The sequence below is a fragment of the Lelliottia sp. EB106-05-01-XG201 genome (assembly GCF_058791735.1).
Genome location: NZ_JBYTDV010000001.1, coordinates 4,618,224 through 4,642,325, shown reverse-complemented (window position 1 = coordinate 4,642,325; position 24,102 = coordinate 4,618,224). Strand labels below are relative to the sequence as shown.

General features: G+C 55.1%; 17 protein-coding genes, 4 tRNA genes and 3 rRNA genes. 18 read left to right on the top strand and 6 right to left on the bottom strand.

The window, feature by feature from the left end; all coding sequences use genetic code 11:
• The first annotated feature begins 314 nt into the window (after positions 1-314).
• The 7 genes from AC3WS9_RS21715 to AC3WS9_RS21685 all read left to right on the top strand — a co-directional run bounded on the left by AC3WS9_RS21715 (position 315) and on the right by AC3WS9_RS21685 (position 5,781).
• A 16S ribosomal RNA gene (locus AC3WS9_RS21715) occupies positions 315-1,854 on the top strand.
• A 71-nt stretch (positions 1,855-1,925) separates the two neighbouring features.
• Positions 1,926-2,002 (top strand) — tRNA-Ile (locus tag AC3WS9_RS21710).
• Between the two features lie 110 nt (positions 2,003-2,112).
• A tRNA-Ala gene (locus tag AC3WS9_RS21705) sits at positions 2,113-2,188 on the top strand.
• Between the two features lie 209 nt (positions 2,189-2,397).
• Positions 2,398-5,304 (top strand): 23S ribosomal RNA (locus AC3WS9_RS21700).
• A gap of 100 nt (positions 5,305-5,404) precedes the next feature.
• Positions 5,405-5,520, top strand: a 5S ribosomal RNA gene (gene rrf, locus AC3WS9_RS21695).
• Together the 16S, 23S and 5S rRNA genes with 4 tRNA genes alongside form the textbook arrangement of a ribosomal RNA operon.
• A 55-nt stretch (positions 5,521-5,575) precedes the next feature.
• Positions 5,576-5,652: transfer RNA gene (locus tag AC3WS9_RS21690), tRNA-Asp, on the top strand.
• A 53-nt stretch (positions 5,653-5,705) separates the two neighbouring features.
• Positions 5,706-5,781 (top strand) — tRNA-Trp (locus AC3WS9_RS21685).
• Positions 5,782-5,870: 89 nt separating this feature from the next.
• On the opposite strand, the gene hdfR is transcribed toward AC3WS9_RS21685, so the two are convergent.
• Complete coding sequence (hdfR, locus tag AC3WS9_RS21680; RefSeq protein WP_282493885.1) at positions 5,871-6,692, bottom strand: HTH-type transcriptional regulator HdfR; 822 nt, start codon at positions 6,690-6,692, stop codon at positions 5,871-5,873.
• 118 nt (positions 6,693-6,810) lie between these two features.
• Between hdfR and AC3WS9_RS21675 the strand changes: the two genes are divergently transcribed.
• Positions 6,811-7,149 carry a MaoP family protein gene (locus AC3WS9_RS21675; RefSeq protein ID WP_100778408.1) on the top strand — a complete coding sequence of 113 codons (339 nt, stop codon included), beginning with the start codon at positions 6,811-6,813 and terminating at the stop codon, positions 7,147-7,149.
• Between the two features lie 31 nt (positions 7,150-7,180).
• On the opposite strand, the gene AC3WS9_RS21670 is transcribed toward AC3WS9_RS21675, so the two are convergent.
• Positions 7,181-8,701 carry a YifB family Mg chelatase-like AAA ATPase gene (locus AC3WS9_RS21670; protein WP_492490235.1) on the bottom strand — a complete coding sequence of 507 codons (1,521 nt, stop codon included), beginning with the start codon at positions 8,699-8,701 and terminating at the stop codon, positions 7,181-7,183.
• 343 nt (positions 8,702-9,044) lie between these two features.
• On the opposite strand from AC3WS9_RS21670, the gene ilvL reads away from it, so the two are divergent.
• The 7 genes from ilvL (at position 9,045) to ilvA (ending at position 15,595) form a co-directional block, all read left to right on the top strand.
• Positions 9,045-9,143, top strand: coding sequence for an ilv operon leader peptide (gene ilvL, locus AC3WS9_RS21665; protein ID WP_023620831.1), 99 nt, complete (start codon positions 9,045-9,047; stop codon positions 9,141-9,143).
• A gap of 86 nt (positions 9,144-9,229) precedes the next feature.
• Positions 9,230-9,286, top strand: a complete 57-nt coding sequence (gene ilvX, locus AC3WS9_RS21660; protein WP_194514210.1) for a peptide IlvX — start codon at positions 9,230-9,232, stop codon at positions 9,284-9,286.
• Positions 9,283-10,929, top strand: coding sequence for an acetolactate synthase 2 catalytic subunit (gene ilvG, locus AC3WS9_RS21655; RefSeq protein WP_492490234.1), 1,647 nt, complete (start codon positions 9,283-9,285; stop codon positions 10,927-10,929). The genes ilvX and ilvG overlap by 4 nt, the downstream gene beginning before the upstream one ends.
• Positions 10,926-11,189 (top strand): acetolactate synthase 2 small subunit, encoded by a 264-nt coding sequence (gene ilvM, locus AC3WS9_RS21650; RefSeq protein ID WP_095283916.1) that lies wholly within the window; start codon positions 10,926-10,928, stop codon positions 11,187-11,189. The genes ilvG and ilvM overlap by 4 nt, the downstream gene beginning before the upstream one ends.
• A gap of 18 nt (positions 11,190-11,207) precedes the next feature.
• Complete coding sequence (ilvE, locus tag AC3WS9_RS21645) at positions 11,208-12,137, top strand: branched-chain-amino-acid transaminase (RefSeq protein ID WP_282493888.1); 930 nt, start codon at positions 11,208-11,210, stop codon at positions 12,135-12,137.
• A gap of 60 nt (positions 12,138-12,197) precedes the next feature.
• A complete protein-coding gene (gene ilvD, locus AC3WS9_RS21640; RefSeq protein WP_282493889.1) occupies positions 12,198-14,048 on the top strand; it encodes a dihydroxy-acid dehydratase in 1,851 nt (616 codons plus the stop codon).
• A gap of 2 nt (positions 14,049-14,050) precedes the next feature.
• Positions 14,051-15,595 (top strand): threonine ammonia-lyase, biosynthetic, encoded by a 1,545-nt coding sequence (gene ilvA, locus AC3WS9_RS21635; protein ID WP_282493951.1) that lies wholly within the window; start codon positions 14,051-14,053, stop codon positions 15,593-15,595.
• 57 nt (positions 15,596-15,652) lie between these two features.
• Here ilvA and ilvY read toward each other — a convergent pair whose 3' ends face one another.
• Positions 15,653-16,543, bottom strand: coding sequence for an HTH-type transcriptional activator IlvY (gene ilvY / locus AC3WS9_RS21630; RefSeq protein ID WP_282493890.1), 891 nt, complete (start codon positions 16,541-16,543; stop codon positions 15,653-15,655).
• Positions 16,544-16,691: 148 nt separating this feature from the next.
• Here ilvY and ilvC point away from each other — a divergent pair, with 148 nt between their 5' ends.
• The gene (gene ilvC / locus AC3WS9_RS21625) at positions 16,692-18,167 is read left to right on the top strand and encodes a ketol-acid reductoisomerase (protein ID WP_492490233.1); all 1,476 of its coding nucleotides are present in this window, start codon (positions 16,692-16,694) and stop codon (positions 18,165-18,167) included.
• A 92-nt stretch (positions 18,168-18,259) separates the two neighbouring features.
• Here the strand turns inward: ilvC and ppiC are convergent, their stop codons facing one another.
• The gene (gene ppiC / locus AC3WS9_RS21620; RefSeq protein ID WP_015960967.1) at positions 18,260-18,541 is read right to left on the bottom strand and encodes a peptidylprolyl isomerase PpiC; all 282 of its coding nucleotides are present in this window, start codon (positions 18,539-18,541) and stop codon (positions 18,260-18,262) included.
• Between the two features lie 94 nt (positions 18,542-18,635).
• On the opposite strand from ppiC, the gene rep reads away from it, so the two are divergent.
• The gene (gene rep / locus AC3WS9_RS21615) at positions 18,636-20,657 is read left to right on the top strand and encodes a DNA helicase Rep (RefSeq protein WP_285145531.1); all 2,022 of its coding nucleotides are present in this window, start codon (positions 18,636-18,638) and stop codon (positions 20,655-20,657) included.
• Between the two features lie 8 nt (positions 20,658-20,665).
• Here the strand turns inward: rep and gppA are convergent, their stop codons facing one another.
• Together gppA and rhlB are read right to left on the bottom strand one after the other, a co-directional pair.
• A complete protein-coding gene (gppA, locus tag AC3WS9_RS21610) occupies positions 20,666-22,150 on the bottom strand; it encodes a guanosine-5'-triphosphate,3'-diphosphate diphosphatase (RefSeq protein ID WP_492490232.1) in 1,485 nt (494 codons plus the stop codon).
• Between the two features lie 5 nt (positions 22,151-22,155).
• Positions 22,156-23,424: an ATP-dependent RNA helicase RhlB gene (rhlB, locus tag AC3WS9_RS21605; protein WP_282493894.1), complete on the bottom strand. Its 1,269-nt coding sequence runs from the start codon at positions 23,422-23,424 to the stop codon at positions 22,156-22,158.
• 144 nt (positions 23,425-23,568) lie between these two features.
• On the opposite strand from rhlB, the gene trxA reads away from it, so the two are divergent.
• Positions 23,569-23,898, top strand: a complete 330-nt coding sequence (gene trxA / locus AC3WS9_RS21600) for a thioredoxin TrxA (protein ID WP_002437994.1) — start codon at positions 23,569-23,571, stop codon at positions 23,896-23,898.
• Positions 23,899-24,102: the final 204 nt, after the last annotated feature.

The following is a 24,102-nucleotide window of genomic DNA, read 5'->3' as shown; positions in this document are numbered from 1 at the left end:
TCCCTATAATGCGCCTCCACTGACACGGAACAACGGCACGCAAGCCGCCGTAGCAGCAGGGGTTCAGCGATGAACGCCGACAGAGAAAAGCGAAATTAAACGCTTGACTCTGAATGAGGAAAACGTATTATACGGGACCTCGCAACGGTGAGCGAAAGCCGCGTTGCACTGCTCTTTAACAATTTATCAGACAATCTGTGTGGGCACTCAAAGTGACATGGATTCTAAACGTCGAAAGACGCTAAATGAATACCAAAGTCTCTGAGTGAACATACGTAATTCATTACGAAGTTTAATTCACGAGCATCAAACTTAAATTGAAGAGTTTGATCATGGCTCAGATTGAACGCTGGCGGCAGGCCTAACACATGCAAGTCGAGCGGTAGCACAGAGAGCTTGCTCTCGGGTGACGAGCGGCGGACGGGTGAGTAATGTCTGGGAAACTGCCTGATGGAGGGGGATAACTACTGGAAACGGTAGCTAATACCGCATAACGTCGCAAGACCAAAGAGGGGGACCTTCGGGCCTCTTGCCATCAGATGTGCCCAGATGGGATTAGCTAGTAGGTGGGGTAATGGCTCACCTAGGCGACGATCCCTAGCTGGTCTGAGAGGATGACCAGCCACACTGGAACTGAGACACGGTCCAGACTCCTACGGGAGGCAGCAGTGGGGAATATTGCACAATGGGCGCAAGCCTGATGCAGCCATGCCGCGTGTATGAAGAAGGCCTTCGGGTTGTAAAGTACTTTCAGCGAGGAGGAAGGCATTGTGGTTAATAACCGCAGTGATTGACGTTACTCGCAGAAGAAGCACCGGCTAACTCCGTGCCAGCAGCCGCGGTAATACGGAGGGTGCAAGCGTTAATCGGAATTACTGGGCGTAAAGCGCACGCAGGCGGTCTGTCAAGTCGGATGTGAAATCCCCGGGCTCAACCTGGGAACTGCATTCGAAACTGGCAGGCTAGAGTCTTGTAGAGGGGGGTAGAATTCCAGGTGTAGCGGTGAAATGCGTAGAGATCTGGAGGAATACCGGTGGCGAAGGCGGCCCCCTGGACAAAGACTGACGCTCAGGTGCGAAAGCGTGGGGAGCAAACAGGATTAGATACCCTGGTAGTCCACGCCGTAAACGATGTCGACTTGGAGGTTGTTCCCTTGAGGAGTGGCTTCCGGAGCTAACGCGTTAAGTCGACCGCCTGGGGAGTACGGCCGCAAGGTTAAAACTCAAATGAATTGACGGGGGCCCGCACAAGCGGTGGAGCATGTGGTTTAATTCGATGCAACGCGAAGAACCTTACCTACTCTTGACATCCAGAGAACTTAGCAGAGATGCTTTGGTGCCTTCGGGAACTCTGAGACAGGTGCTGCATGGCTGTCGTCAGCTCGTGTTGTGAAATGTTGGGTTAAGTCCCGCAACGAGCGCAACCCTTATCCTTTGTTGCCAGCGGTTCGGCCGGGAACTCAAAGGAGACTGCCAGTGATAAACTGGAGGAAGGTGGGGATGACGTCAAGTCATCATGGCCCTTACGAGTAGGGCTACACACGTGCTACAATGGCGCATACAAAGAGAAGCGACCTCGCGAGAGCAAGCGGACCTCATAAAGTGCGTCGTAGTCCGGATTGGAGTCTGCAACTCGACTCCATGAAGTCGGAATCGCTAGTAATCGTAGATCAGAATGCTACGGTGAATACGTTCCCGGGCCTTGTACACACCGCCCGTCACACCATGGGAGTGGGTTGCAAAAGAAGTAGGTAGCTTAACCTTCGGGAGGGCGCTTACCACTTTGTGATTCATGACTGGGGTGAAGTCGTAACAAGGTAACCGTAGGGGAACCTGCGGTTGGATCACCTCCTTACCTGAAAGAACCTGCCTTTGTAGTGTCCACACAGATTGTCTGATGAAAAATAAGCAGTAAAAAATCTCTGCAGGCTTGTAGCTCAGGTGGTTAGAGCGCACCCCTGATAAGGGTGAGGTCGGTGGTTCAAGTCCACTCAGGCCTACCAAATTTATCCTGATACTGCGTTGTGAAACGACTCGCATACTTCAGTATGCTTCGCCCTTCCACGCCTTGTCTCAGTCTAAATTACCGGTAATGAGATTTAGCATTTGTGATGGGGTTATAGCTCAGCTGGGAGAGCGCCTGCCTTGCACGCAGGAGGTCTGCGGTTCGATCCCGCATAGCTCCACCATCCTTTTTACTGCGAAAACACAAGAAAACTTCAGAGTGTACCTGAAAAGGTTCACTGCGAAGTTTTGCTCTTTAAAAATCTGGATCAAGCTGAAAATTGAAACGACACGCTGCGTCTGTTCTCCGTAATAAGAACAGAATGACGGTGTGTTCGAGTCTCTCAAATTTTCGCAACACGACGATGTTTTACGAAACATCTTCGGGTTGTGAGGTTAAGCGACTAAGCGTACACGGTGGATGCCCTGGCAGTCAGAGGCGATGAAGGGCGTGCTAATCTGCGATAAGCGTCGGCGAGGTGATATGAACCTTTGACCCGGCGATACCCGAATGGGGAAACCCAGTGTGTTTCGACACACTATCATGTCATGAATACATAGTGGCATGAGGCGAACCGGGGGAACTGAAACATCTAAGTACCCCGAGGAAAAGAAATCAACCGAGATTCCCCCAGTAGCGGCGAGCGAACGGGGAGGAGCCCAGAGTCTGAATCAGCGCGTGTGTTAGTGGAACGGTCTGGAAAGTCCGACGGTACAGGGTGATAGTCCCGTACACAAAAATGCACACGTTGTGAACTCGAAGAGTAGGGCGGGACACGTGGTATCCTGTCTGAATATGGGGGGACCATCCTCCAAGGCTAAATACTCCTGACTGACCGATAGTGAACCAGTACCGTGAGGGAAAGGCGAAAAGAACCCCGGCGAGGGGAGTGAAAAAGAACCTGAAACCGTGTACGTACAAGCAGTGGGAGCCTCTTTTATGGGGTGACTGCGTACCTTTTGTATAATGGGTCAGCGACTTATATTCTGTAGCAAGGTTAACCGTATAGGGGAGCCGAAGGGAAACCGAGTCTTAACTGGGCGTTAAGTTGCAGGGTATAGACCCGAAACCCGGTGATCTAGCCATGGGCAGGTTGAAGGTTGGGTAACACTAACTGGAGGACCGAACCGACTAATGTTGAAAAATTAGCGGATGACTTGTGGCTGGGGGTGAAAGGCCAATCAAACCGGGAGATAGCTGGTTCTCCCCGAAAGCTATTTAGGTAGCGCCTCGTGAACTCATCTTCGGGGGTAGAGCACTGTTTCGGCTAGGGGGCCATCCCGGCTTACCAACCCGATGCAAACTACGAATACCGAAGAATGTTATCACGGGAGACACACGGCGGGTGCTAACGTCCGTCGTGAAGAGGGAAACAACCCAGACCGCCAGCTAAGGTCCCAAAGTCATGGTTAAGTGGGAAACGATGTGGGAAGGCACAGACAGCCAGGATGTTGGCTTAGAAGCAGCCATCATTTAAAGAAAGCGTAATAGCTCACTGGTCGAGTCGGCCTGCGCGGAAGATGTAACGGGGCTAAACCATGCACCGAAGCTGCGGCAGCGACGCTTAGGCGTTGTTGGGTAGGGGAGCGTTCTGTAAGCCGTTGAAGGTGTCCTGTGAGGGGTGCTGGAGGTATCAGAAGTGCGAATGCTGACATAAGTAACGATAAAGCGGGTGAAAAGCCCGCTCGCCGGAAGACCAAGGGTTCCTGTCCAACGTTAATCGGGGCAGGGTGAGTCGACCCCTAAGGCGAGGCCGAAAGGCGTAGTCGATGGGAAACAGGTTAATATTCCTGTACTCGGTGTTACTGCGAAGGGGGGACGGAGAAGGCTATGTTAGCCGGGCGACGGTTGTCCCGGTTTAAGCATGTAGGCGGAGCGTTTAGGTAAATCCGGACGCTTACTAACGCTGAGGTGTGATGACGAGGCACTACGGTGCTGAAGTAACAAATGCCCTGCTTCCAGGAAAAGCCTCTAAGCATCAGGTAACATCAAATCGTACCCCAAACCGACACAGGTGGTCAGGTAGAGAATACCAAGGCGCTTGAGAGAACTCGGGTGAAGGAACTAGGCAAAATGGTGCCGTAACTTCGGGAGAAGGCACGCTGGTGTGTAGGTGAAGTCCCTGCGGACGGAGCTGAAACCAGTCGAAGATACCAGCTGGCTGCAACTGTTTATTAAAAACACAGCACTGTGCAAACACGAAAGTGGACGTATACGGTGTGACGCCTGCCCGGTGCCGGAAGGTTAATTGATGGGGTTAGCTGTAAGGCGAAGCTCTTGATCGAAGCCCCGGTAAACGGCGGCCGTAACTATAACGGTCCTAAGGTAGCGAAATTCCTTGTCGGGTAAGTTCCGACCTGCACGAATGGCGTAATGATGGCCAGGCTGTCTCCACCCGAGACTCAGTGAAATTGAACTCGCTGTGAAGATGCAGTGTACCCGCGGCAAGACGGAAAGACCCCGTGAACCTTTACTATAGCTTGACACTGAACACTGGTCCTTGATGTGTAGGATAGGTGGGAGGCTTTGAAGCGTGGACGCCAGTCTGCGTGGAGCCAACCTTGAAATACCACCCTTTAATGGCTGGTGTTCTAACGTAGACCCGTAATCCGGGTTGCGGACAGTGTCTGGTGGGTAGTTTGACTGGGGCGGTCTCCTCCTAAAGAGTAACGGAGGAGCACGAAGGTTAGCTAATCCTGGTCGGACATCAGGAGGTTAGTGCAATGGCATAAGCTAGCTTGACTGCGAGAGTGACGGCTCGAGCAGGTGCGAAAGCAGGTCATAGTGATCCGGTGGTTCTGAATGGAAGGGCCATCGCTCAACGGATAAAAGGTACTCCGGGGATAACAGGCTGATACCGCCCAAGAGTTCATATCGACGGCGGTGTTTGGCACCTCGATGTCGGCTCATCACATCCTGGGGCTGAAGTAGGTCCCAAGGGTACGGCTGTTCGCCGTTTAAAGTGGTACGCGAGCTGGGTTTAGAACGTCGTGAGACAGTTCGGTCCCTATCTGCCGTGGGCGCTGGAGAATTGAGGGGGGCTGCTCCTAGTACGAGAGGACCGGAGTGGACGCATCACTGGTGTTCGGGTTGTCATGCCAATGGCATTGCCCGGTAGCTAAATGCGGAAAAGATAAGTGCTGAAAGCATCTAAGCACGAAACTTGCCCCGAGATGAGTTCTCCCTGACCCTTTAAGGGTCCTGAAGGAACGTTGAAGACTACGACGTTGATAGGCTGGGTGTGTAAGTGCAGCGATGTATTGAGCTAACCAGTACTAATGAACCGTGAGGCTTAACCTTACAACGCCGAAGATGTTTTGGCGAAAGCAGAGACTTAGATTTTCAGCCTGATAACAGATTAATCGGCATGCAGAGATGCGTGTTGATAAAACAGAATTTGCCTGGCGGCTTTAGCGCGGTGGTCCCACCTGACCCCATGCCGAACTCAGAAGTGAAACGCCGTAGCGCCGATGGTAGTGTGGGGTCTCCCCATGTGAGAGTAGGGAACTGCCAGGCATCAAATTAAGTAGTAAACCGGTGCATGAATCCGGTGGTTACAGAAGTCTTCGGTGGAGCGGTAGTTCAGTCGGTTAGAATACCTGCCTGTCACGCAGGGGGTCGCGGGTTCGAGTCCCGTCCGTTCCGCCACTTATTAAGATATTAAGCCTGCTTACGTAGCAGGCTTAATAGCAAGAAGATTTAGGGGCGTAGCTCAGTTGGTAGAGCACCGGTCTCCAAAACCGGGTGTCGCGAGTTCGAGTCTCTCCGCCCCTGCCATATAGAATCCTTTGCTTCGGCAAAGGATTTTTTTTGCTTCAAAAACCTCAAACTTCCCTTCTTTCTTGCGTCCCTGCAAGCGTTTTGAACTAATCCATCACATTGATTTTCAATAGATCTTTAATTTGAGCATGTTTATCGCTGTTCTGAAGCCAGATGGCATAAAGTGGCCTGATAAGCGTGGTTGAATCAGCGACAGTATGCAGGCCCGGTTTCTCATCTGCCCAGCGAGTGGGTAACCAGGTGCAACCTTTCAGAAGGGCTAATTGCTGACAGGCAATTTCAGCTGAGCTGGTTGTCAACGTAGGGACATCATCGGCAGCGATCAAACCGGCTTCATGCTGCTGGAAATCGGGTCCCCACTCGAGTCTCAGATAACTGAGGTCCGCTTTCATCATTGAGGGCTCAGACGCATAGAGCGAAAGACTAAACTGCCCCAGGATCTGGCTGCTAAATTCATCCATCTTGGGCGCTTCTGTGGTGATCAGGAGATCCAACTGACGCTCGTGAAGCTGTTTCACCAGGGACTGCCGCTGCGCGATCCGGGCCTCAAACTGTAGATTATCGTGAGATTTATACAGTCGCGTGAGCCACTGGCTCAACATGCACTCCCACAAAGACGCACTTGCCCCGATGGAAAACTCATTGTATCGGGACGTATGAGCCACCTCTTTTCGCGCAGCCTGCCAGGTATTCATCAGCGTTTCGGCGTAGGGTAAGAGCTTCTCCCCGGCCGCCGTTAACCGGATGTTGTTGCGATGGCGGGTAAAAAGATTCACACCGAGTTGATTTTCCAGCTGACGAATACGAAAACTCACCGCCGACTGAGTCAGGTAAAGTGCTTCCGCTGCTCGCCCAAAGTGACGCGTTCTACTCACTTCGAGGAAAGTTTTTAGCAATTCCGTATCCACATCTTTCTCCGCAAAATTATTTGTCGTTATGATTTAAATGTTTTGTTTGACGCTCTGTCAAGCGTAACTAATACTCCGCGCCATAAATAGCTCGGCCAAAGAATTAGGAGCGTGTAGGATGGCGGAAAGCTTTACGACAACTAATCGTTTTTTCGACAATAAAAATTATCCGCGCGGGTTCTCTCGTCATGGCGATTTCACCATCAAAGAGGCGCAACTGCTTGAGCGCCATGGTTATGCCTTTAACGAGCTGGATCTGGGGAAACGTGAGCCTGCAACTGAAGACGAAAAACTGTTTGTTGCCGTTTGCCGTGGTGAGCGTGAGCCAGAATCTGAAGCAGAACGCGTATGGATCAAATACATGGCTCGCATCAAGCGACCAAAGCGTTTCCATACTCTCTCCGGCGGTAAGCCGCAGATGGAAGGTGCAGAAGACTACACCGAATCTGACGATTGATATGATGTGAAAAGGGGCTGCGGCCCCTTTTTTACGCCAGCATCTTTTGCAGATGCAGCAGCAATCGATCTATTGCGCGGTAACTCAACGCCTCCTGCAGGTGCCGCCGCTGTATATCATCATCCCCCTCTAAATCAGCGATAGTGCGCGCCACCTTCAATAACCGTTGCCAGGCACGTACTGAGAGCCCAAACCTCGTCAGCGTCTCTTCCAGCCAGCGAGAATCACTCTCTGCCAGGTGGCAAAACTGACGGATCTCAGTGTTATCGAGACGCGCATTGAGTTTGTCCTGGCGTAAATACTGCCGTTCCTGCGCGTGAATCACCCTGTCCCGTACAATGCGGCTGCTTTCGCCAGTCACATTTGTCTGGCTGAGCACACCTGGCGGCGGCAATGGAATTTCCAGTGAGAGATCAAAACGGTCGAGAAAGGGCCCTGACAGCCTCCCCAGATAGCGAAGTGTCTGCTCGGGCGTGCTCCGGTTGTGGTTACCCTGATAATGGCCTGAAGGGCTTGGATTCATCGCAGCGATGAGCTGAAACTGAGCCGGATAGCTGATCTTGGCGCGAGTACGCGAAATGTGGATCTGCCCAGACTCAATCGGTTCTCGCAACGCATCCAGCACGCGTCTCTCGAACTCAGGTAACTCATCCAGAAACAAAATGCCGTGATGGGCGAGGGAGATCTCACCGGGTTCAGGAATCGAGCCGCCGCCAACCATCGCGGTAAGTGAAGCACTGTGGTGAGGCGAACGGAACGGCCTTCTGCGCCAGTGTTTCTGTAATGACGTGGAATTCGTCAGACTGATGATTGCCGCACTCTCCAGCGCCTCATGGTTGCTCAACGGCGGTAGCAAACCATTCAGTCGGCTGGCCAGCATCGTTTTCCCGGTCCCCGGAGGCCCTATTAGCAATAGGTTATGCCCGCCCGCCGCGGTGATCTCTAATGCGCGCTTTCCCTGCTCCTGGCCGATGATATCGCTCAGGTCTTCGGTATGCTCCGGTGGAACGATGCGATTCTCCTCTGGCTCAGCCAGCTCATGACGGCCTTCCAGAAAGGCGCAGACCTCCTGTAAATGCACGGCAATCAGGCAGCCCTTCTCTTCGATCAGGCTAACCTCTGAGGAATTTTCAGCAGCAACAACAATTTGTCTTCCAGCATTTAACGCTGCCAGCGCGCCAGAGATTGCACCGGGAACGCCTCTTAACGCGCCTGTAAGCGCCAGTTCGCCCACAAACTCATACCTGCTCAAATTGGGCGCGTTAAGCTGCTCAGAGGCGGTGAGGAGCGCCAGGGCGATAGGTAAATCATATCGCCCGCCTTCTTTCGGCAGATCGGCAGGCGCAAGATTAATGGTGATCTTCTTAGCGGGGAAGGTATAACCGCTATTGATGATCGCACTTCGCACGCGATCCCGAGCCTCCTTCACCGTGGTTTCCGGGAGTCCAACGAGCGTTAAGCCGGGCAGCCCATTGCTCAGATGGACCTCAACGGAAATAAGTGGTGCCTGCACCCCTAAAGCGGCGCGAGTATAAACAACTGACAGTGACATAGGTGTCTCCTTTGGAGGTCACTATGCCAGTTCATTTCTTCGTTTTTTAGCGACAAATTGCGCTATTACGAGGCATGTTCCTGCATTTTGATGCAATGAGGAAATGGTTACTTTCTGGCTGGATCCCGCTCGCAAAAAGACAAAAAGCGAAGTTTTTGCGGCCATCGGCGGCTGACAAAAAATGAAAAATATTCATTTCCTGTTTTTCTCATATAAAACAAACATTTTTTGAGAAATTATTCGCAGCCTAAGGAATCGGGTCATAAATTTTTCTTGTGTTTAATTCGATGTCTGTGATAACTCTTTAGGTATTCCTTCGAACAAGATGCCAAAAGAACTCAAAATGACAGCCCTTCTACTAGTGATTAGCCTGGTCGTGATTAGCGTGGTGGTGATTATTATCCCACCGTGCGGGGCTGCACTTGGACGAGGAAAGGCTTAAAAAACAAGCCTTAACGAACTAAGACCCCCGCACCGAAAGGTCCGGGGGTTTTTTTATGACCTAAAAACTTAAACGAGGAGCAGAATATGACAACTAGCACAAAATTCTGTTTCTCCAGATTTATGACGGGGAACTCACTATGAACGGGGCACAATGGGTAGTACATGCGTTGCGAGCACAGGGGGTCGAAACGGTCTTCGGCTATCCGGGTGGCGCAATCATGCCGATCTACGATGCGCTGTATGACGGCGGCGTGGAGCACCTGTTGTGTCGACACGAGCAGGGTGCGGCCATGGCGGCGATTGGCTTTGCGCGCGCCACCGGTAAAACCGGTGTGTGCATGGCGACGTCCGGACCGGGCGCGACTAACCTGATCACGGGACTTGCCGATGCGCTGCTGGATTCTGTCCCTGTGGTCGCGATTACCGGGCAGGTCGCCTCGCCGTTCATCGGTACCGATGCGTTTCAGGAAGTGGACGTTCTCGGTTTGTCCCTGGCCTGCACCAAACACAGCTTCCTGGTGCAGTCGCTGGAAGAGCTGCCGCGCGTCATGGCAGAAGCCTTCCAGGTGGCAAACTCAGGCCGTCCTGGCCCGGTTCTGATTGATATTCCTAAAGACATTCAGCTGGCGATCGGCGATTTAGAGCCGCATTTCTCCACCGTTGAAAGCGATGGCTCTTTCCCGCACGAAGCCGTTGAAGAAGCCCGCCAGATGCTGGCTCAGGCGCAACAGCCGATGCTTTACGTGGGCGGTGGAGTGGGCATGGCGCAGGCGGTTCCGGCGCTGCGCGAATTTATCGCCGTCACCCAAATACCTTCCACCTGTACGCTGAAGGGCCTGGGTGCAGTTGATGCCAATGACCCGCACTACCTCGGCATGCTGGGGATGCATGGCACCAAAGCCGCCAACCTGGCGGTGCAAGAGTGTGACCTGCTGATCGCCGTTGGCGCGCGTTTTGACGACCGCGTGACGGGCAAGCTGAATACCTTCGCGCCGTATGCCAAAGTGATCCATATGGATATCGACCCGGCCGAAATGAACAAACTGCGTCAGGCGCACGTCGCGCTGCAGGGCGATCTGAACGCCCTGTTACCGGCGCTGCAACAGCCATTGTCCGTCGACAGCTGGCGCCAGCACACCGCGCAGATGCGCGTGGAAAACGCCTGGCGTTACGAGCATCCTGGCGAGGCCATCTATGCCCCGCTGCTGTTAAAACAGCTGTCAGATCGTAAACCGGCAGACTCTGTCGTCACCACCGACGTCGGCCAGCACCAGATGTGGTCGGCCCAGCATATGACCTATACCCGCCCGGAAAACTTCATCACCTCCAGCGGATTGGGAACCATGGGCTTCGGCCTGCCAGCAGCCGTAGGCGCTCAGGTTGCACGCCCGAATGATACGGTCATCTGCGTGTCCGGTGATGGCTCGTTCATGATGAACGTGCAGGAGCTGGGCACGGTCAAACGTAAGCAGCTGCCGCTGAAAATCCTGTTGCTGGATAACCAGCGTTTGGGAATGGTTCGCCAGTGGCAGCAGCTGTTTTTCCAGGAGCGCTACAGCGAAACCACCCTCACGGATAACCCCGATTTCCTCGTACTGGCCAGCGCCTTCGGCATCCCTGGCCAGCACATCACCCGTAAAGACCAGGTTGAAGCGGCACTCGACACCATGCTGTCCAGCGAAGGGCCATACCTGCTTCATGTCTCAATCGACGAGCTTGAGAATGTCTGGCCGTTGGTGCCACCTGGCGCCAGTAACGCACAAATGATGGAGAAATTATCATGATGCAACATCAGGTCGCCGTTCAGGCCCGCTTCAATCCCGAAACATTAGAACGCGTCTTACGCGTGGTCCGTCACCGTGGTTTTCAGATCTGCGCCATGAATATGGAAACCGCCACCGATGCCCAGAACATAAATATCGAATTGACCGTTGCCAGCCCACGGTCGGTCGACTTACTGTTTAGCCAGTTAAGTAAACTGGTTGATGTCGCCCACGTGGCCATCTGCCAGAGCACAACCACATCACAACAAATCCGCGCTTGAGCGTGACAGGAAGAAAACATGACGACGAAGAAAGCTGATTACATTTGGTTCAACGGTGAGATGGTTCGTTGGGAAGATGCCACGGTACACGTGATGTCCCACGCCCTGCATTACGGTACCTCTGTGTTTGAAGGTGTCCGTTGCTACGATTCTCACAAAGGACCAGTGGTGTTCCGCCATCGCGAACACATGCAGCGTCTGCATGACTCAGCCAAAATCTATCGTTTCCCGGTTTCTCAAAGCGTTGATGAGCTGATGGAAGCATGCCGCGCGGTGCTGCGCAAAAACAATCTGACCAGCGCCTATATTCGTCCGCTGGTCTTCGTGGGTGACGTCGGTATGGGCGTGAACCCGCCAGCCGGTTACTCCACAGATGTCATCATTGCCGCGTTCCCGTGGGGTGCTTATCTGGGTGCAGAAGCGCTGGAGCAGGGGATCGACGCAATGGTTTCATCCTGGAATCGCGTTGCGCCAAACACCATCCCAACCGCGGCGAAAGCGGGCGGGAACTACCTCTCTTCCCTGCTGGTCGGTAGCGAAGCGCGCCGTCACGGTTATCAGGAAGGTATCGCTCTGGACGTCAACGGCTATATCTCTGAAGGTGCCGGTGAAAACCTGTTCGAAGTGAAAGACGGCATTCTGTTCACGCCGCCATTTACCTCTTCCGCGCTGCCGGGCATCACCCGCGATGCAATCATTAAGCTGGCGAAAGATCTGGGTATCGAAGTGCGCGAGCAGGTGCTGTCCCGCGAATCCCTGTACCTGGCCGATGAAGTCTTCATGTCCGGTACCGCGGCAGAAATCACGCCGGTTCGCAGCGTAGACGGTATTCAGGTGGGCGAAGGTCGTCGCGGCCCGGTCACCAAACGTATTCAGGATGCATTCTTTGGCCTCTTCACCGGTGAAACGGAAGATAAATGGGGCTGGTTGGATCAAGTTAATTCATAAGCATAATTTTGGGACGGCACGCACCGTCCCATTTATTAGATAGACGGGAGTAAATAAAGCATGCCTAAGTATCGTTCCGCCACCACCACCCATGGCCGCAATATGGCCGGTGCCCGCGCGCTGTGGCGCGCAACCGGGATGACCGACGCTGACTTCGGTAAGCCGATTATCGCCGTGGTTAACTCCTTTACCCAGTTTGTGCCGGGCCACGTTCACCTGCGCGATCTGGGTAAACTGGTCGCCGAGCAAATCGAAGCCGCAGGCGGCGTGGCGAAAGAGTTCAATACCATCGCTGTCGATGACGGGATCGCGATGGGCCACGGGGGCATGCTCTATTCACTGCCGTCGCGCGAGCTGATTGCCGATTCGGTCGAGTACATGGTGAACGCCCACTGCGCCGATGCGATGGTCTGCATCTCGAACTGCGACAAAATCACCCCGGGGATGCTGATGGCCTCCCTGCGCCTGAACATTCCGGTGATCTTCGTCTCTGGCGGCCCGATGGAAGCCGGTAAAACCAAGCTCTCCGACAAAATCATCAAACTCGACCTGGTCGACGCGATGATTCAGGGCGCGGACCCGAAAGTCTCCGACGAGCAGAGCGATCAGGTTGAACGTTCTGCCTGTCCGACCTGCGGCTCCTGTTCCGGGATGTTCACCGCCAACTCCATGAACTGTCTGACCGAAGCGCTGGGTCTTTCACAGCCGGGCAACGGCTCGCTGCTGGCGACTCACGCCGACCGCAAACAGCTGTTCCTCAATGCCGGTACGCGCATCGTTGAGCTGACCAAACGTTATTACGAGCAAGACGACGTCAGCGCGCTGCCGCGCAATATCGCCAACAAAGCGGCGTTCGAAAATGCTATGACTCTGGATATCGCCATGGGCGGTTCCACCAACACCGTTCTGCACCTGCTGGCCGCCGCGCAGGAAGCTGAAATTGATTTCACCATGAGTGACATCGACAAGCTCTCCCGCAAGGTGCCACAGCTGTGTAAAGTCGCGCCAAGTACCCAGAAATACCACATGGAAGACGTTCACCGTGCCGGTGGGGTGCTGGGCATTCTCGGTGAGCTGGAGCGCGCCGGGCTGTTGAATCGTGAAGTGAAAAACATTCTCGGCCTGACGCTGCCGCAAACGCTGGACCAGTACGACGTGATGCTGACCAAAGACGAAGCGGTGAAAAAGATGTTCCGCGCCGGTCCGGCAGGCATCCGCACCACCCAGGCCTTCTCGCAGGATTGTCGCTGGGACACCCTGGATGACGATCGCGCCGAAGGTTGTATCCGCTCTCTGGAGAATGCCTACAGCAAAGACGGCGGTCTGGCCGTGCTGTACGGCAACTTTGCGGAAAACGGCTGCATCGTCAAAACGGCAGGCGTGGACGACAGCATTCTGAAATTCACCGGTCCGGCAAAAGTGTATGAAAGCCAGGACGCGGCGGTGGAAGCCATTCTGGGCGGTAAAGTGGTCGCGGGCGACGTGGTTGTCATCCGCTACGAAGGGCCAAAAGGCGGGCCGGGCATGCAGGAGATGCTCTATCCGACCACCTTCCTGAAATCCATGGGCCTCGGTAAAGCCTGCGCGCTGATCACCGACGGTCGATTCTCCGGCGGTACGTCCGGTCTCTCCATCGGTCACGTCTCTCCGGAAGCGGCGAGCGGCGGCAACATTGCCATCATCGAAGACGGCGATATGATTGCGATCGACATTCCTAATCGCGGCATTCAGCTGCAGCTGAGCGAGCAGGAAATTGCTGCCCGTCGTGAAGCTCAGGAAGCGCGTGGCGATAAAGCCTGGACGCCAAAAGATCGCCAGCGCGAAGTCTCCTTCGCCCTGCGCGCCTACGCCACCCTTGCCACCAGTGCGGACAAAGGCGCGGTGCGCGATAAATCCAAACTTGGGGGCTAATGATGGCCGAATCACAACCCTTATCCGCCGCCCCTGAGGGGGCGGAATATCTCAGAGCGGTGCTACGCGCGCCGGTCTACGAGGCGGTGCAGGTCACGCCGCTGCAGAAAATGGACAAGCTGTCGTCCCGTCTCGATAACGTGATTCTGGTGAAGCGCGAAGACCGCCAACCGGTCCACAGCTTTAAGCTCCGCGGCGCCTACGCGATGATGGCCGGGTTAACCGAAGAGCAAAAAGCGCGCGGGGTTATCACCGCATCGGCGGGGAATCACGCCCAGGGCGTAGCGTTTTCTGCCGCACGTTTAGGGCTGAAAGCGCTGATCGTGATGCCGGTCGCGACCGCTGATATCAAAGTCGACGCGGTTCGCGGCTTCGGCGGCGAAGTCCTGCTCCACGGTGCCAATTTTGATGAAGCCAAAGCGCGCGCCATCGAACTGGCGCAGCAGCAGGGCTTTACCTGGGTACCACCTTTCGATCACCCGATGGTGATTGCCGGGCAAGGTACGCTGGCGCTGGAACTGCTGCAGCAGGACGCCCATCTCGATCGCGTGTTTGTCCCGGTCGGCGGTGGAGGTCTGGCAGCGGGTGTCGCGGTGCTCATTAAACAGCTGATGCCGCAGATCAAAGTGATTGCGGTGGAAGCGGAAGATTCCGCCTGCCTGAAAGCGGCCCTGGACGCCGGTCATCCGGTGGATCTGCCGCGCGTTGGGTTGTTTGCTGAAGGTGTGGCGGTGAAACGCATCGGCGACGAAACCTTCCGCGTGTGTCAGGAGTATCTCGACGACATCATCACCGTCGACAGCGATGCGATCTGCGCGGCGATGAAAGATCTGTTCGAGGATGTCCGCGCGGTAGCAGAACCGTCTGGCGCGCTGGCGCTGGCGGGGATGAAAAAATATATCGCTCAGCACAACATCCGCGGGGAACGCCTGGCGCATGTGCTCTCTGGCGCGAACGTCAATTTCCACGGCCTGCGTTACGTGTCCGAACGCTGCGAGCTGGGTGAACAACGTGAAGCCCTGCTGGCGGTGACGATTCCTGAAGAGAAGGGCAGTTTCCTCAAATTCTGCCAGCTGCTCGGCGGACGCTCGGTGACCGAGTTTAACTATCGCTTTGCCGATGCCAAAGATGCCTGCATTTTTGTCGGTGTGCGGCTGAGTCGTGGGCTGGAGGAACGCAAAGAGATCCTTCACCTGCTGAATGAGGGCGGCTACAGCGTGGTGGATCTCTCCGATGACGAGATGGCGAAACTGCACGTGCGCTATATGGTCGGCGGGCGTCCGTCGAAGCCGTTGCGGGAGCGTCTGTTCAGCTTTGAGTTTCCGGAATCTCCGGGGGCTTTGCTCAAGTTCCTGCACACGCTGGGCACCCACTGGAACATCTCGCTGTTCCACTATCGCAGCCACGGCACCGATTACGGGCGCGTGTTGGCGGCGTTCGAGCTGGGTGAGCATGAACCGGATTTCGAAACCCGGCTGAACGAGCTGGGCTACGATTGCCATGACGAAACTCATAACCCGGCGTTCAGGTTCTTCCTGGCGGGCTAACGTCCAAATGCCCGATGGCGCTGCGCTTATCGGGCCTACAATGCGTCCGGTATGGGTTTAATGGTTTGGCAAAATCTGCCAAAACGCATCAATAAGCGGCTCATGCAGCCGCTTTTTTTGTGCGCACACGCCAAGCTCAAACGGCGTCTTCTCATCGCTGCGCTCTAAAATCATCACGCGATTGCGCACCGGCTCCGGGCTGTTCTCCAGCACCACTTCCGGCAGCAACGCCACGCCACACCCGAGGGCGACCATCGACACCATGGCTTCATGCCCGCCCACCGTCGCATAGATCGAGGGATTACTGATTTTTTGCCGGCGGAACCACAGCTCGATACGACGCCGCACCGGCCCCTGATCGGCCATGATAAACGGCACCGTTGACCAGTCGGGATGATCGACCGACACCTGATTGCGCACCGGACACGGCAGCGCCGGGGCGATTAACACCACCGCCAGATTCTCCAGCATCGAAAATGCGACCGCGCCGGGCAGCGTTTCGGGTTTGCCTGCGATCGCCAGATCGGCTTCACCCGTCACCACTTTCTCCATCGCGTCAGCGGCGTCCCCCGTGGTGAGCTTGATTTCTACCGACGGGTGCTCGGCGCGAAACCGGTCCAGAATCGGCGGCAAGTGGCTATAGGCGGCCGTCACGGAGCAGAAAATATGCAACTCGCCGGAGAGGGAGGGCCCCTGCTGATCGATGGTGTGCCGCAGCCGCTGGTACTGGAGCAACGTCTGCTGGGCAAACGATCGCAGCTCTTCGCCCGCTTCGGTGAGCGTCACGGTGCGGTTATCGCGCACAAACAGGGCCTGACCGAGATCCTCCTCCAGGCGCTGGATCTGCCGGGAAAGCGTGGAGGGGCTGACGTGCATGGCCCGCGCGCTGCGGCCAAAGTGACGGCTTTCCGCCAGATGCAGAAAGGTTTTGAGATCGCGTAAATCCACAGACCACACTCCACGTTTTTACGTTGCAGAAATTGCAACGTGACGTTGTGAATATATCAATTTCCGCAATAAAATTCCTGTCATATAGTAAGTCCATACTCGCATAAGCGACCAGAACAACAAGCAACACAACATCACGGAGTTCACCATGGCTAACTACTTCAATACACTGAATCTGCGTCAGCAGCTGGCACAGCTGGGCAAATGCCGCTTTATGGCGCGCGATGAATTCGCCGATGGCGCGAGCTACCTTCAGGGTAAAAAAGTGGTCATCGTCGGCTGTGGCGCACAGGGTCTGAACCAGGGCCTGAACATGCGTGACTCCGGTCTGGATATCTCCTACGCCCTGCGTAAAGAAGCAATTGCTGAGAAGCGCGCTTCCTGGCGTAAAGCGACCGAAAACGGCTTTAAAGTGGGTACCTACGAAGAGCTGATCCCACGGGCGGATCTGGTGGTTAACCTGACTCCAGACAAACAGCACTCCGACGTTGTACGCTCTGTTCAGCCGCTGATGAAAGACGGCGCGGCGCTGGGCTACTCTCACGGTTTTAACATCGTTGAAGTGGGCGAGCAGATCCGTAAAGACATCACCGTAGTGATGGTTGCGCCGAAGTGCCCAGGCACCGAAGTGCGTGAAGAGTACAAACGTGGTTTCGGCGTACCGACCCTGATCGCCGTTCACCCGGAAAACGATCCGAAGGGCGAAGGCATGGCGATTGCCAAAGCCTGGGCTGCGGCAACCGGCGGTCACCGTGCGGGCGTGCTGGAATCTTCCTTCGTAGCAGAAGTGAAATCTGACCTGATGGGCGAGCAGACTATCCTGTGCGGTATGCTGCAGGCCGGTTCTCTGCTGTGCTTCGACAAGCTGGTGGAAGAGGGTACCGACCCGTCTTACGCAGAAAAACTGATTCAGTTCGGCTGGGAAACCATCACCGAAGCGCTGAAGCAGGGCGGTATCACGCTGATGATGGACCGTCTGTCCAACCCGGCAAAACTGCGTGCTTATGCGCTGTCCGAACAGTTGAAAGAGATCATGGCGCCGCTGTTCCAGAAACACATGGACGACATCATCTCCGGTGAATTCTCCTCCGGCATGATGGCTGACTGGGCGAACGACGATAAGAAACTGCTGACCTGGCGTGAAGAGACCGGTAAAACCGCGTTCGAAACCGCCGCTCAGTTTGACGGTAAAATCAGCGAGCAGGAGTACTTCGATAAAGGCGTTCTGATGATCGCGATGGTGAAAGCGGGCGTCGAGCTGGCGTTCGAAACCATGGTCGACTCCGGCATCATCGAAGAATCCGCTTACTACGAATCACTGCACGAGCTGCCGCTGATCGCGAACACCATCGCCCGTAAGCGTCTGTATGAAATGAACGTGGTAATCTCTGATACCGCAGAATACGGCAACTACCTGTTCTCTTACGCTTGCGTACCGCTGCTGAAAGAGTTCATGACCACCCTGCAGGCAGGCGATCTGGGTAAAGCGATTGCCGAAGGCACGGTTGATAACGCACAGCTGCGCGACGTGAACGAAGCGATTCGTAGCCATGCGATTGAGAGCGTGGGCCATACGCTGCGTGGATACATGAAGGATATGAAGCGTATTGCTGTAGCAGGATAATAAAAAAGTCGGGTGGCGCTAACGCTTACCCGACCTACACATCTTCCGTTCGTAGGCCCGGTAAGGCGAAGCCGCCACCGGGCTTTTTGCTGTTAGTTCCGGTACAGCACTTTAATGATGTGATAACCGAACTGAGTGTGCAGTGGGCCGGTTGGCTCCAGCACCGGGCAGGAGAACACCACTTTATCAAACGCCGGAACCATCTGGCCCTGACGGAATTCACCTAAGTGGCCGCCTTTTTTGCCTGACGGGCAGGTAGAGTGTTTCTTCGCCAGCTTCTCGAAGTCCGCGCCGTTTTTGATCTGCTCCAGAAGATCCAGTGCCAGTTTCTCTTCTTTAACAAGAATATGCAGTGCTGCTGCTGTTTTTGCCATGATCGTGCCTTGAGTGGTATGGATTAGGCTCGCTATACTACCACACGCGTTTTTCCTTTTTATCTCCTCCCGACCTTCATTGAGTGAACTTCTTATGCGTTTAAACCCCGGACAACAACAAGCCGTCGAATTCGTCACCGGACCTTGCCTGGTGCTGGCGGGTGCGGGTTCCGGAAAGACGCGCGTGATCACCAATAAAATCGCCCATCTGATCCGCGGCTGTGGCTATCAGGCGCGCCATATCGCGGCGGTGACCTTCACCAACAAGGCGGCGCGCGAGATGAAAGAGCGTGTCGGGCAGACGCTCGGGCGCAAAGAGGCGCGCGGGCTGATGATCTCCACTTTCCACACGCTGGGGCTGGATATCATTAAGCGTGAATACGCCGCGCTGGGGATGAAGTCTAACTTCTCCCTCTTCGACGATACGGATCAGGTCGCACTCCTGAAAGAGCTGACCGAAGGGCGGCTCGAAGAAGACAAAACCATCCTCCAGCAGTTGATCTCAACGATCTCCAACTGGAAAAACGATCTGATGACGCCGGCGCAGGCTGCGGCGAGCGCCAAAGGCGAGCGCGATCGGATCTTCGCCCACTGTTACAGCCTGTATGACGACCACCTCAAAGCCTGTAACGTTCTCGATTTTGACGACCTGATCCTGCTGCCGACGCTGCTGCTCCAGCGCAATGAAGAGGTGCGCGAGCGCTGGCAGAACAAGATCCGCTATCTGCTGGTGGATGAATATCAGGACACCAACACCAGCCAGTATGAGCTGGTGAAACTGCTGGTGGGGCAACGCGCGCGCTTTACCGTGGTGGGCGACGACGACCAGTCGATCTACTCCTGGCGCGGGGCACGTCCGCAAAACCTGGTCCTGCTGAGCAAAGATTTTCCCGCGCTGCAGGTGGTCAAGCTCGAGCAGAACTACCGTTCATCAGGGCGCATTCTGAAAGCGGCTAACATTCTGATCGCCAACAACCCGCACGTCTTCGAAAAACGCCTCTTCTCCGAGCTGGGGTATGGCACCGAGCTGAAAGTCCTCAGTGCCAACAACGAAGAGCACGAGGCCGAGCGCGTGGCAGGCGAGCTGATTGCCCATCACTTCGTCAATAAAACCGAGTACAAGGACTACGCCATCCTCTATCGCGGGAACCACCAGTCGCGCGTCTTTGAAAAGATGCTGATGCAAAACCGCATCCCTTACAAAATCTCCGGCGGGACCTCGTTCTTCTCCCGCCCTGAGATCAAAGATCTGCTCGCCTATTTGCGCGTGCTGACCAACCCGGACGACGACAGCGCGTTCTTGCGCATCGTCAACACGCCGAAGCGTGAAATCGGCCCGGCGACGCTGCAAAAGCTGGGTGAATGGGCGATGACCCGCAATAAAAGCATGTTCACCGCCAGCTTCGATATGGGGCTGAGCACGACGCTCACCGGGCGCGGTTACGAGTCGCTGACGCGCTTTACCCAGTGGCTGGGAGAGATCCAGCGCCTCGCCGAGCGCGAGCCGATCGCCGCCGTGCGCGATCTCATCCACGGGGTCGATTACGAATCCTGGCTTTACGAAACGTCCGCCAGCCCGAAAGCGGCAGAAATGCGCATGAAAAACGTCAACCAGCTGTTTACGTGGATGACCGAAATGCTGGAGGGCTCCGAGATCGACGAGCCGATGACCCTGACGCAGGTCGTCACCCGCTTTACCCTGCGCGACATGATGGAGCGCGGCGAGAGCGAAGAGGAAGCGGACCAGGTTCAGCTGATGACCCTGCACGCGTCCAAAGGCCTTGAATTCCCTTATGTTTATCTGGTGGGAATGGAAGAGGGATTATTGCCGCATCAGAGCAGCATTGATGAGGACAACGTCGATGAAGAACGACGTCTGGCTTACGTGGGCATTACCCGTGCGCAAAAAGAGCTGACCTTTACGCTGTGCAAAGAGCGCCGTCAGTATGGCGAAATGGTACGCCCGGAACCGAGCCGCTTCCTGCTGGAACTGCCGCAGGACGATCTGATTTGGGAGCAAGAGCGTAAGGTGATTACGGCTGAAGAAAGGATGCACAAAGGGCAAGCCAACGTGGCGAACATTCGCGCCATGCTGGCGAAAGCCAAAGAGAAGTAACGGCGGCGCTATTTCACTTCCAGATCCCAGTGGACGTAGCTCTGCCACTGGCATTCCTGCTCAATCATCTCAGCCCCAAGCGGGTGACGATCCAGCCAGTTATCCGGCAGCGTCAGCGTCAGGTTTTCGCCATCCGCGGAGAGGGTGATAGCAGGCAATAAGTCGGCGCGGCGACGGCTGGCGAACAGAATCGCCAGACGCAGCAGTCGACAGAGATGCTCGGCAACCCGCGGCGGGACGGCATTTTGCTGATGCAAAGACGAGAGATCGACAGTGTTGGTCTGGTTCAGGAGCAATGTCGCCAGCAGCTTTTTCTGCGCCGGAGTGAAACCCGGCAGATCCAGATTACGGACCAGATACGCGGCGTGAACCGGCGCCTGTTTGAAATCAATGCTCAGACCAATTTCATGAAGCGCACAGGCACTCAGTAAGAGATCACGGCTCAGAGGTTCAAGCGCCCAGGTGGTCGCCACCTGGTCTGCAAAGCTGGAGGCCAGTTGGGCCACGCGCTGTGCCTGCTCCGTATCGACGATAAAACGACGCTGAACATTACGCAGCGTTCGGCTGCGAATATCCTGTTCCACCGCCAGATGCAGCATGCCGTAGACCAGCCCTTCGCGCAGTGCGCCGCCGGCCAGGGTCATACATTGAATATCTAATTCGGTGAAGATGGCGATCAGAATTGCCAGACCGCTCGGGAACACCAGCGCGCGCTCGAGCGTCAGCCCTTCGATTTCCAGCTCTTCCAGACGACCGCACTGAATGGCGCGCTGTTTCAGCTGCTGCAGTTTGGCCAGCGTAATCCGTTCGTCCATGCCCTGCGCCATCATGATCTCTTGCAGAGCCTGAACCGTGCCCGACGCGCCGACACACACCTTCCAGCCGTGATAACGCAGTTCATCCATCACCGGACGCAGCACTTCGCGCGCGGCTTTTTCGGCCTCGTCGAAGTTTTCCTGGGCAAGATTACGATCGGTAAAGTAGCGCTCGAGCCAGGTCACACACCCCATCGACAGGCTGAACAATGACGTTGCCTGTGAACCGGTGCCCGTGACCAATTCGGTGCTGGCGCCGCCAATGTCCACCACCAGACGGCGATCGTCGCCACCGGTGGTGTGGGCGACACCCTGATAAATCAGACGCGCTTCTTCTTCACCGCTGATGACCTGTACCGGACAGCCGAGGATTTCCTGCGCTTTCGCGATAAAATCGACGGAGTTCACGGCCAGTCGCAGCGTGGCGGTAGCCACAACGCGGATTTGATTGTGCGGAATATCCTGCAGACGTTCAGCAAACAGACGCAGGCATTGCCAGCCGCGTTCCATCGCTTCAGGAGAGAGATGATTATCGCTGCTCAGGCCCGCCGCGAGGCGGACCTTGCGCTTGATGCGCGTCAGGGTCTGAATGCTCCCCGCCACCTCGCGTACAACCAGCATATGAAAACTATTCGAACCTAAATCAATAGCTGCATAAAGCGAGGTGGAACTGAGCATAGTAATTAACCTGAACGACGACGGTTACGTGGTGCTCCGCCGGTGCGGCGTGGGCCATTGCCGGAGCGGGCGCGAGTGAGGCGCTTCGCCGGTGGCAGTTCACTCAACAGCGCATCGGGATTGTATTTGCTCTGCGGAATAGAGTGGCCGATATAGGTTTCGATCGCCGTCAGGTTCAGAGCGTACTCTTCACAGGCCAGGCTGATGGAGTGACCGCTTGCGCCAGCACGACCGGTACGGCCGATACGGTGAACGTAGTCTTCACAATCGTCAGGCAGATCGTAGTTAAAGACGTGTGTGACGGCAGGAATGTGCAGACCGCGCGCAGCCACGTCGGTAGCGACCAGGATATCGAGGTCACCACGGGTAAATTCTTCAAGAATACGCAGACGTTTTTTCTGTGCCACGTCACCGGTCAGCAGGCCAACGCGATGTCCGTCTGCCGCCAGATGGCCCCAGATGTCTTCGCAGCGATGCTTGGTGTTGGCAAAGATAATGGCGCGATCTGGCCACTCTTCTTCGATCAGCGTTTGCAGCAGACGCATCTTTTCTTCGTTAGACGGATAGAAGAGCTCTTCTTTAATACGGTGGCCCGTTTTCTGCTCCGGCTCGACTTCCACGTATTCGGCGTTGTTCATCTGTTCGAACGCCAGTTCACGGACGCGGTAGGAGAGGGTGGCAGAGAACAGCATGTTCAGGCGCTGCGTGGTCGGTGGCATACGACGGAACAGCCAGCGGATATCTTTGATAAAGCCCAGATCGTACATGCGATCGGCTTCATCGAGGACCACAACCTGGATTGCACCGAGGTTAATGTGGTTTTGTTTTGCGTAATCGATCAGACGACCGGTGGTACCGATCAGAATATCAACGCCGCTTTCCAGCACTTTCAGCTGTTTATCGTAGCCGTCGCCGCCATAAGCCAGGCCTAATTTCAGGCCAGTGGTCTGTGCCAGAGGTTCCGCGTCGGCATGGATCTGCACCGCAAGTTCTCGCGTTGGAGCCATGATCAGCGCACGCGGTTGGTTAACTTTTCGGTCAGCAATTGCTGGATGAGAAAGTAAATAATGAAACGTTGACGTCAAAAACGCCATCGTTTTGCCAGTACCGGTTTGCGCCTGCCCTGCAACATCGCGACCGGCCAGCGTGAGCGGCAGGGCGAGGGCTTGAATGGGCGTGCAGTTATGAAAGCCTTTATTTTCAAGGGCTTCGATAACTTTTGCGTGCAGGGCGAAGTCGGAAAACTTCTGTTCTGTTAAATGTGTTTTGCTCATAGTGTGGTAGAATATCAGCTTACTATTGCTTTACGAAAGCGTATCCGGTGAAATAAAGTCAACCTTTAGTTGGTTAATGCTACATCAACACGTCGTTGATTAATCCTACACCAACACGCCAGGCTTATTCCTGTGGAGTTATATATGAGCGATAAAATTATTCACCTGACTGACGACAGTTTTGACACGGACGTACTTAAAGCTGACGGGCTGATCCTCGTCGATTTCTGGGCTGAATGGTGTGGTCCTTGCAAAATGATCGCCCCGATTCTGGATGAAATCGCTGACGAATATCAGGGCAAACTGACCATTGCCAAGCTGAACATCGACCAGAACCCGGGCACCGCGCCAAAATACGGCATCCGTGGCATCCCAACCCTTCTGCTGTTCAAAAACGGCGAAGTGGCTGCAACCAAAGTGGGCGCACTGTCCAAAGGTCAGCTGAAAGAGTTCCTGGACGCTAATCTGGCGTAAGGTTTCTCGGCCGGCGTCTGGATTCCGAAATTCTGTGGATCTCTGGACGCCCGGCTTTAGTCGTGCTAAGTTACCTATGACTTCGATTTACACACTACCTTGTCGTTCTGGTTTTACCCGATACTTCCCATTGTTAAATGAACGATGCGAGAGGTAGATAGATTCCGGGCTTGTCACTCAATCCGTCTTGTCGTTTCAGTTCTG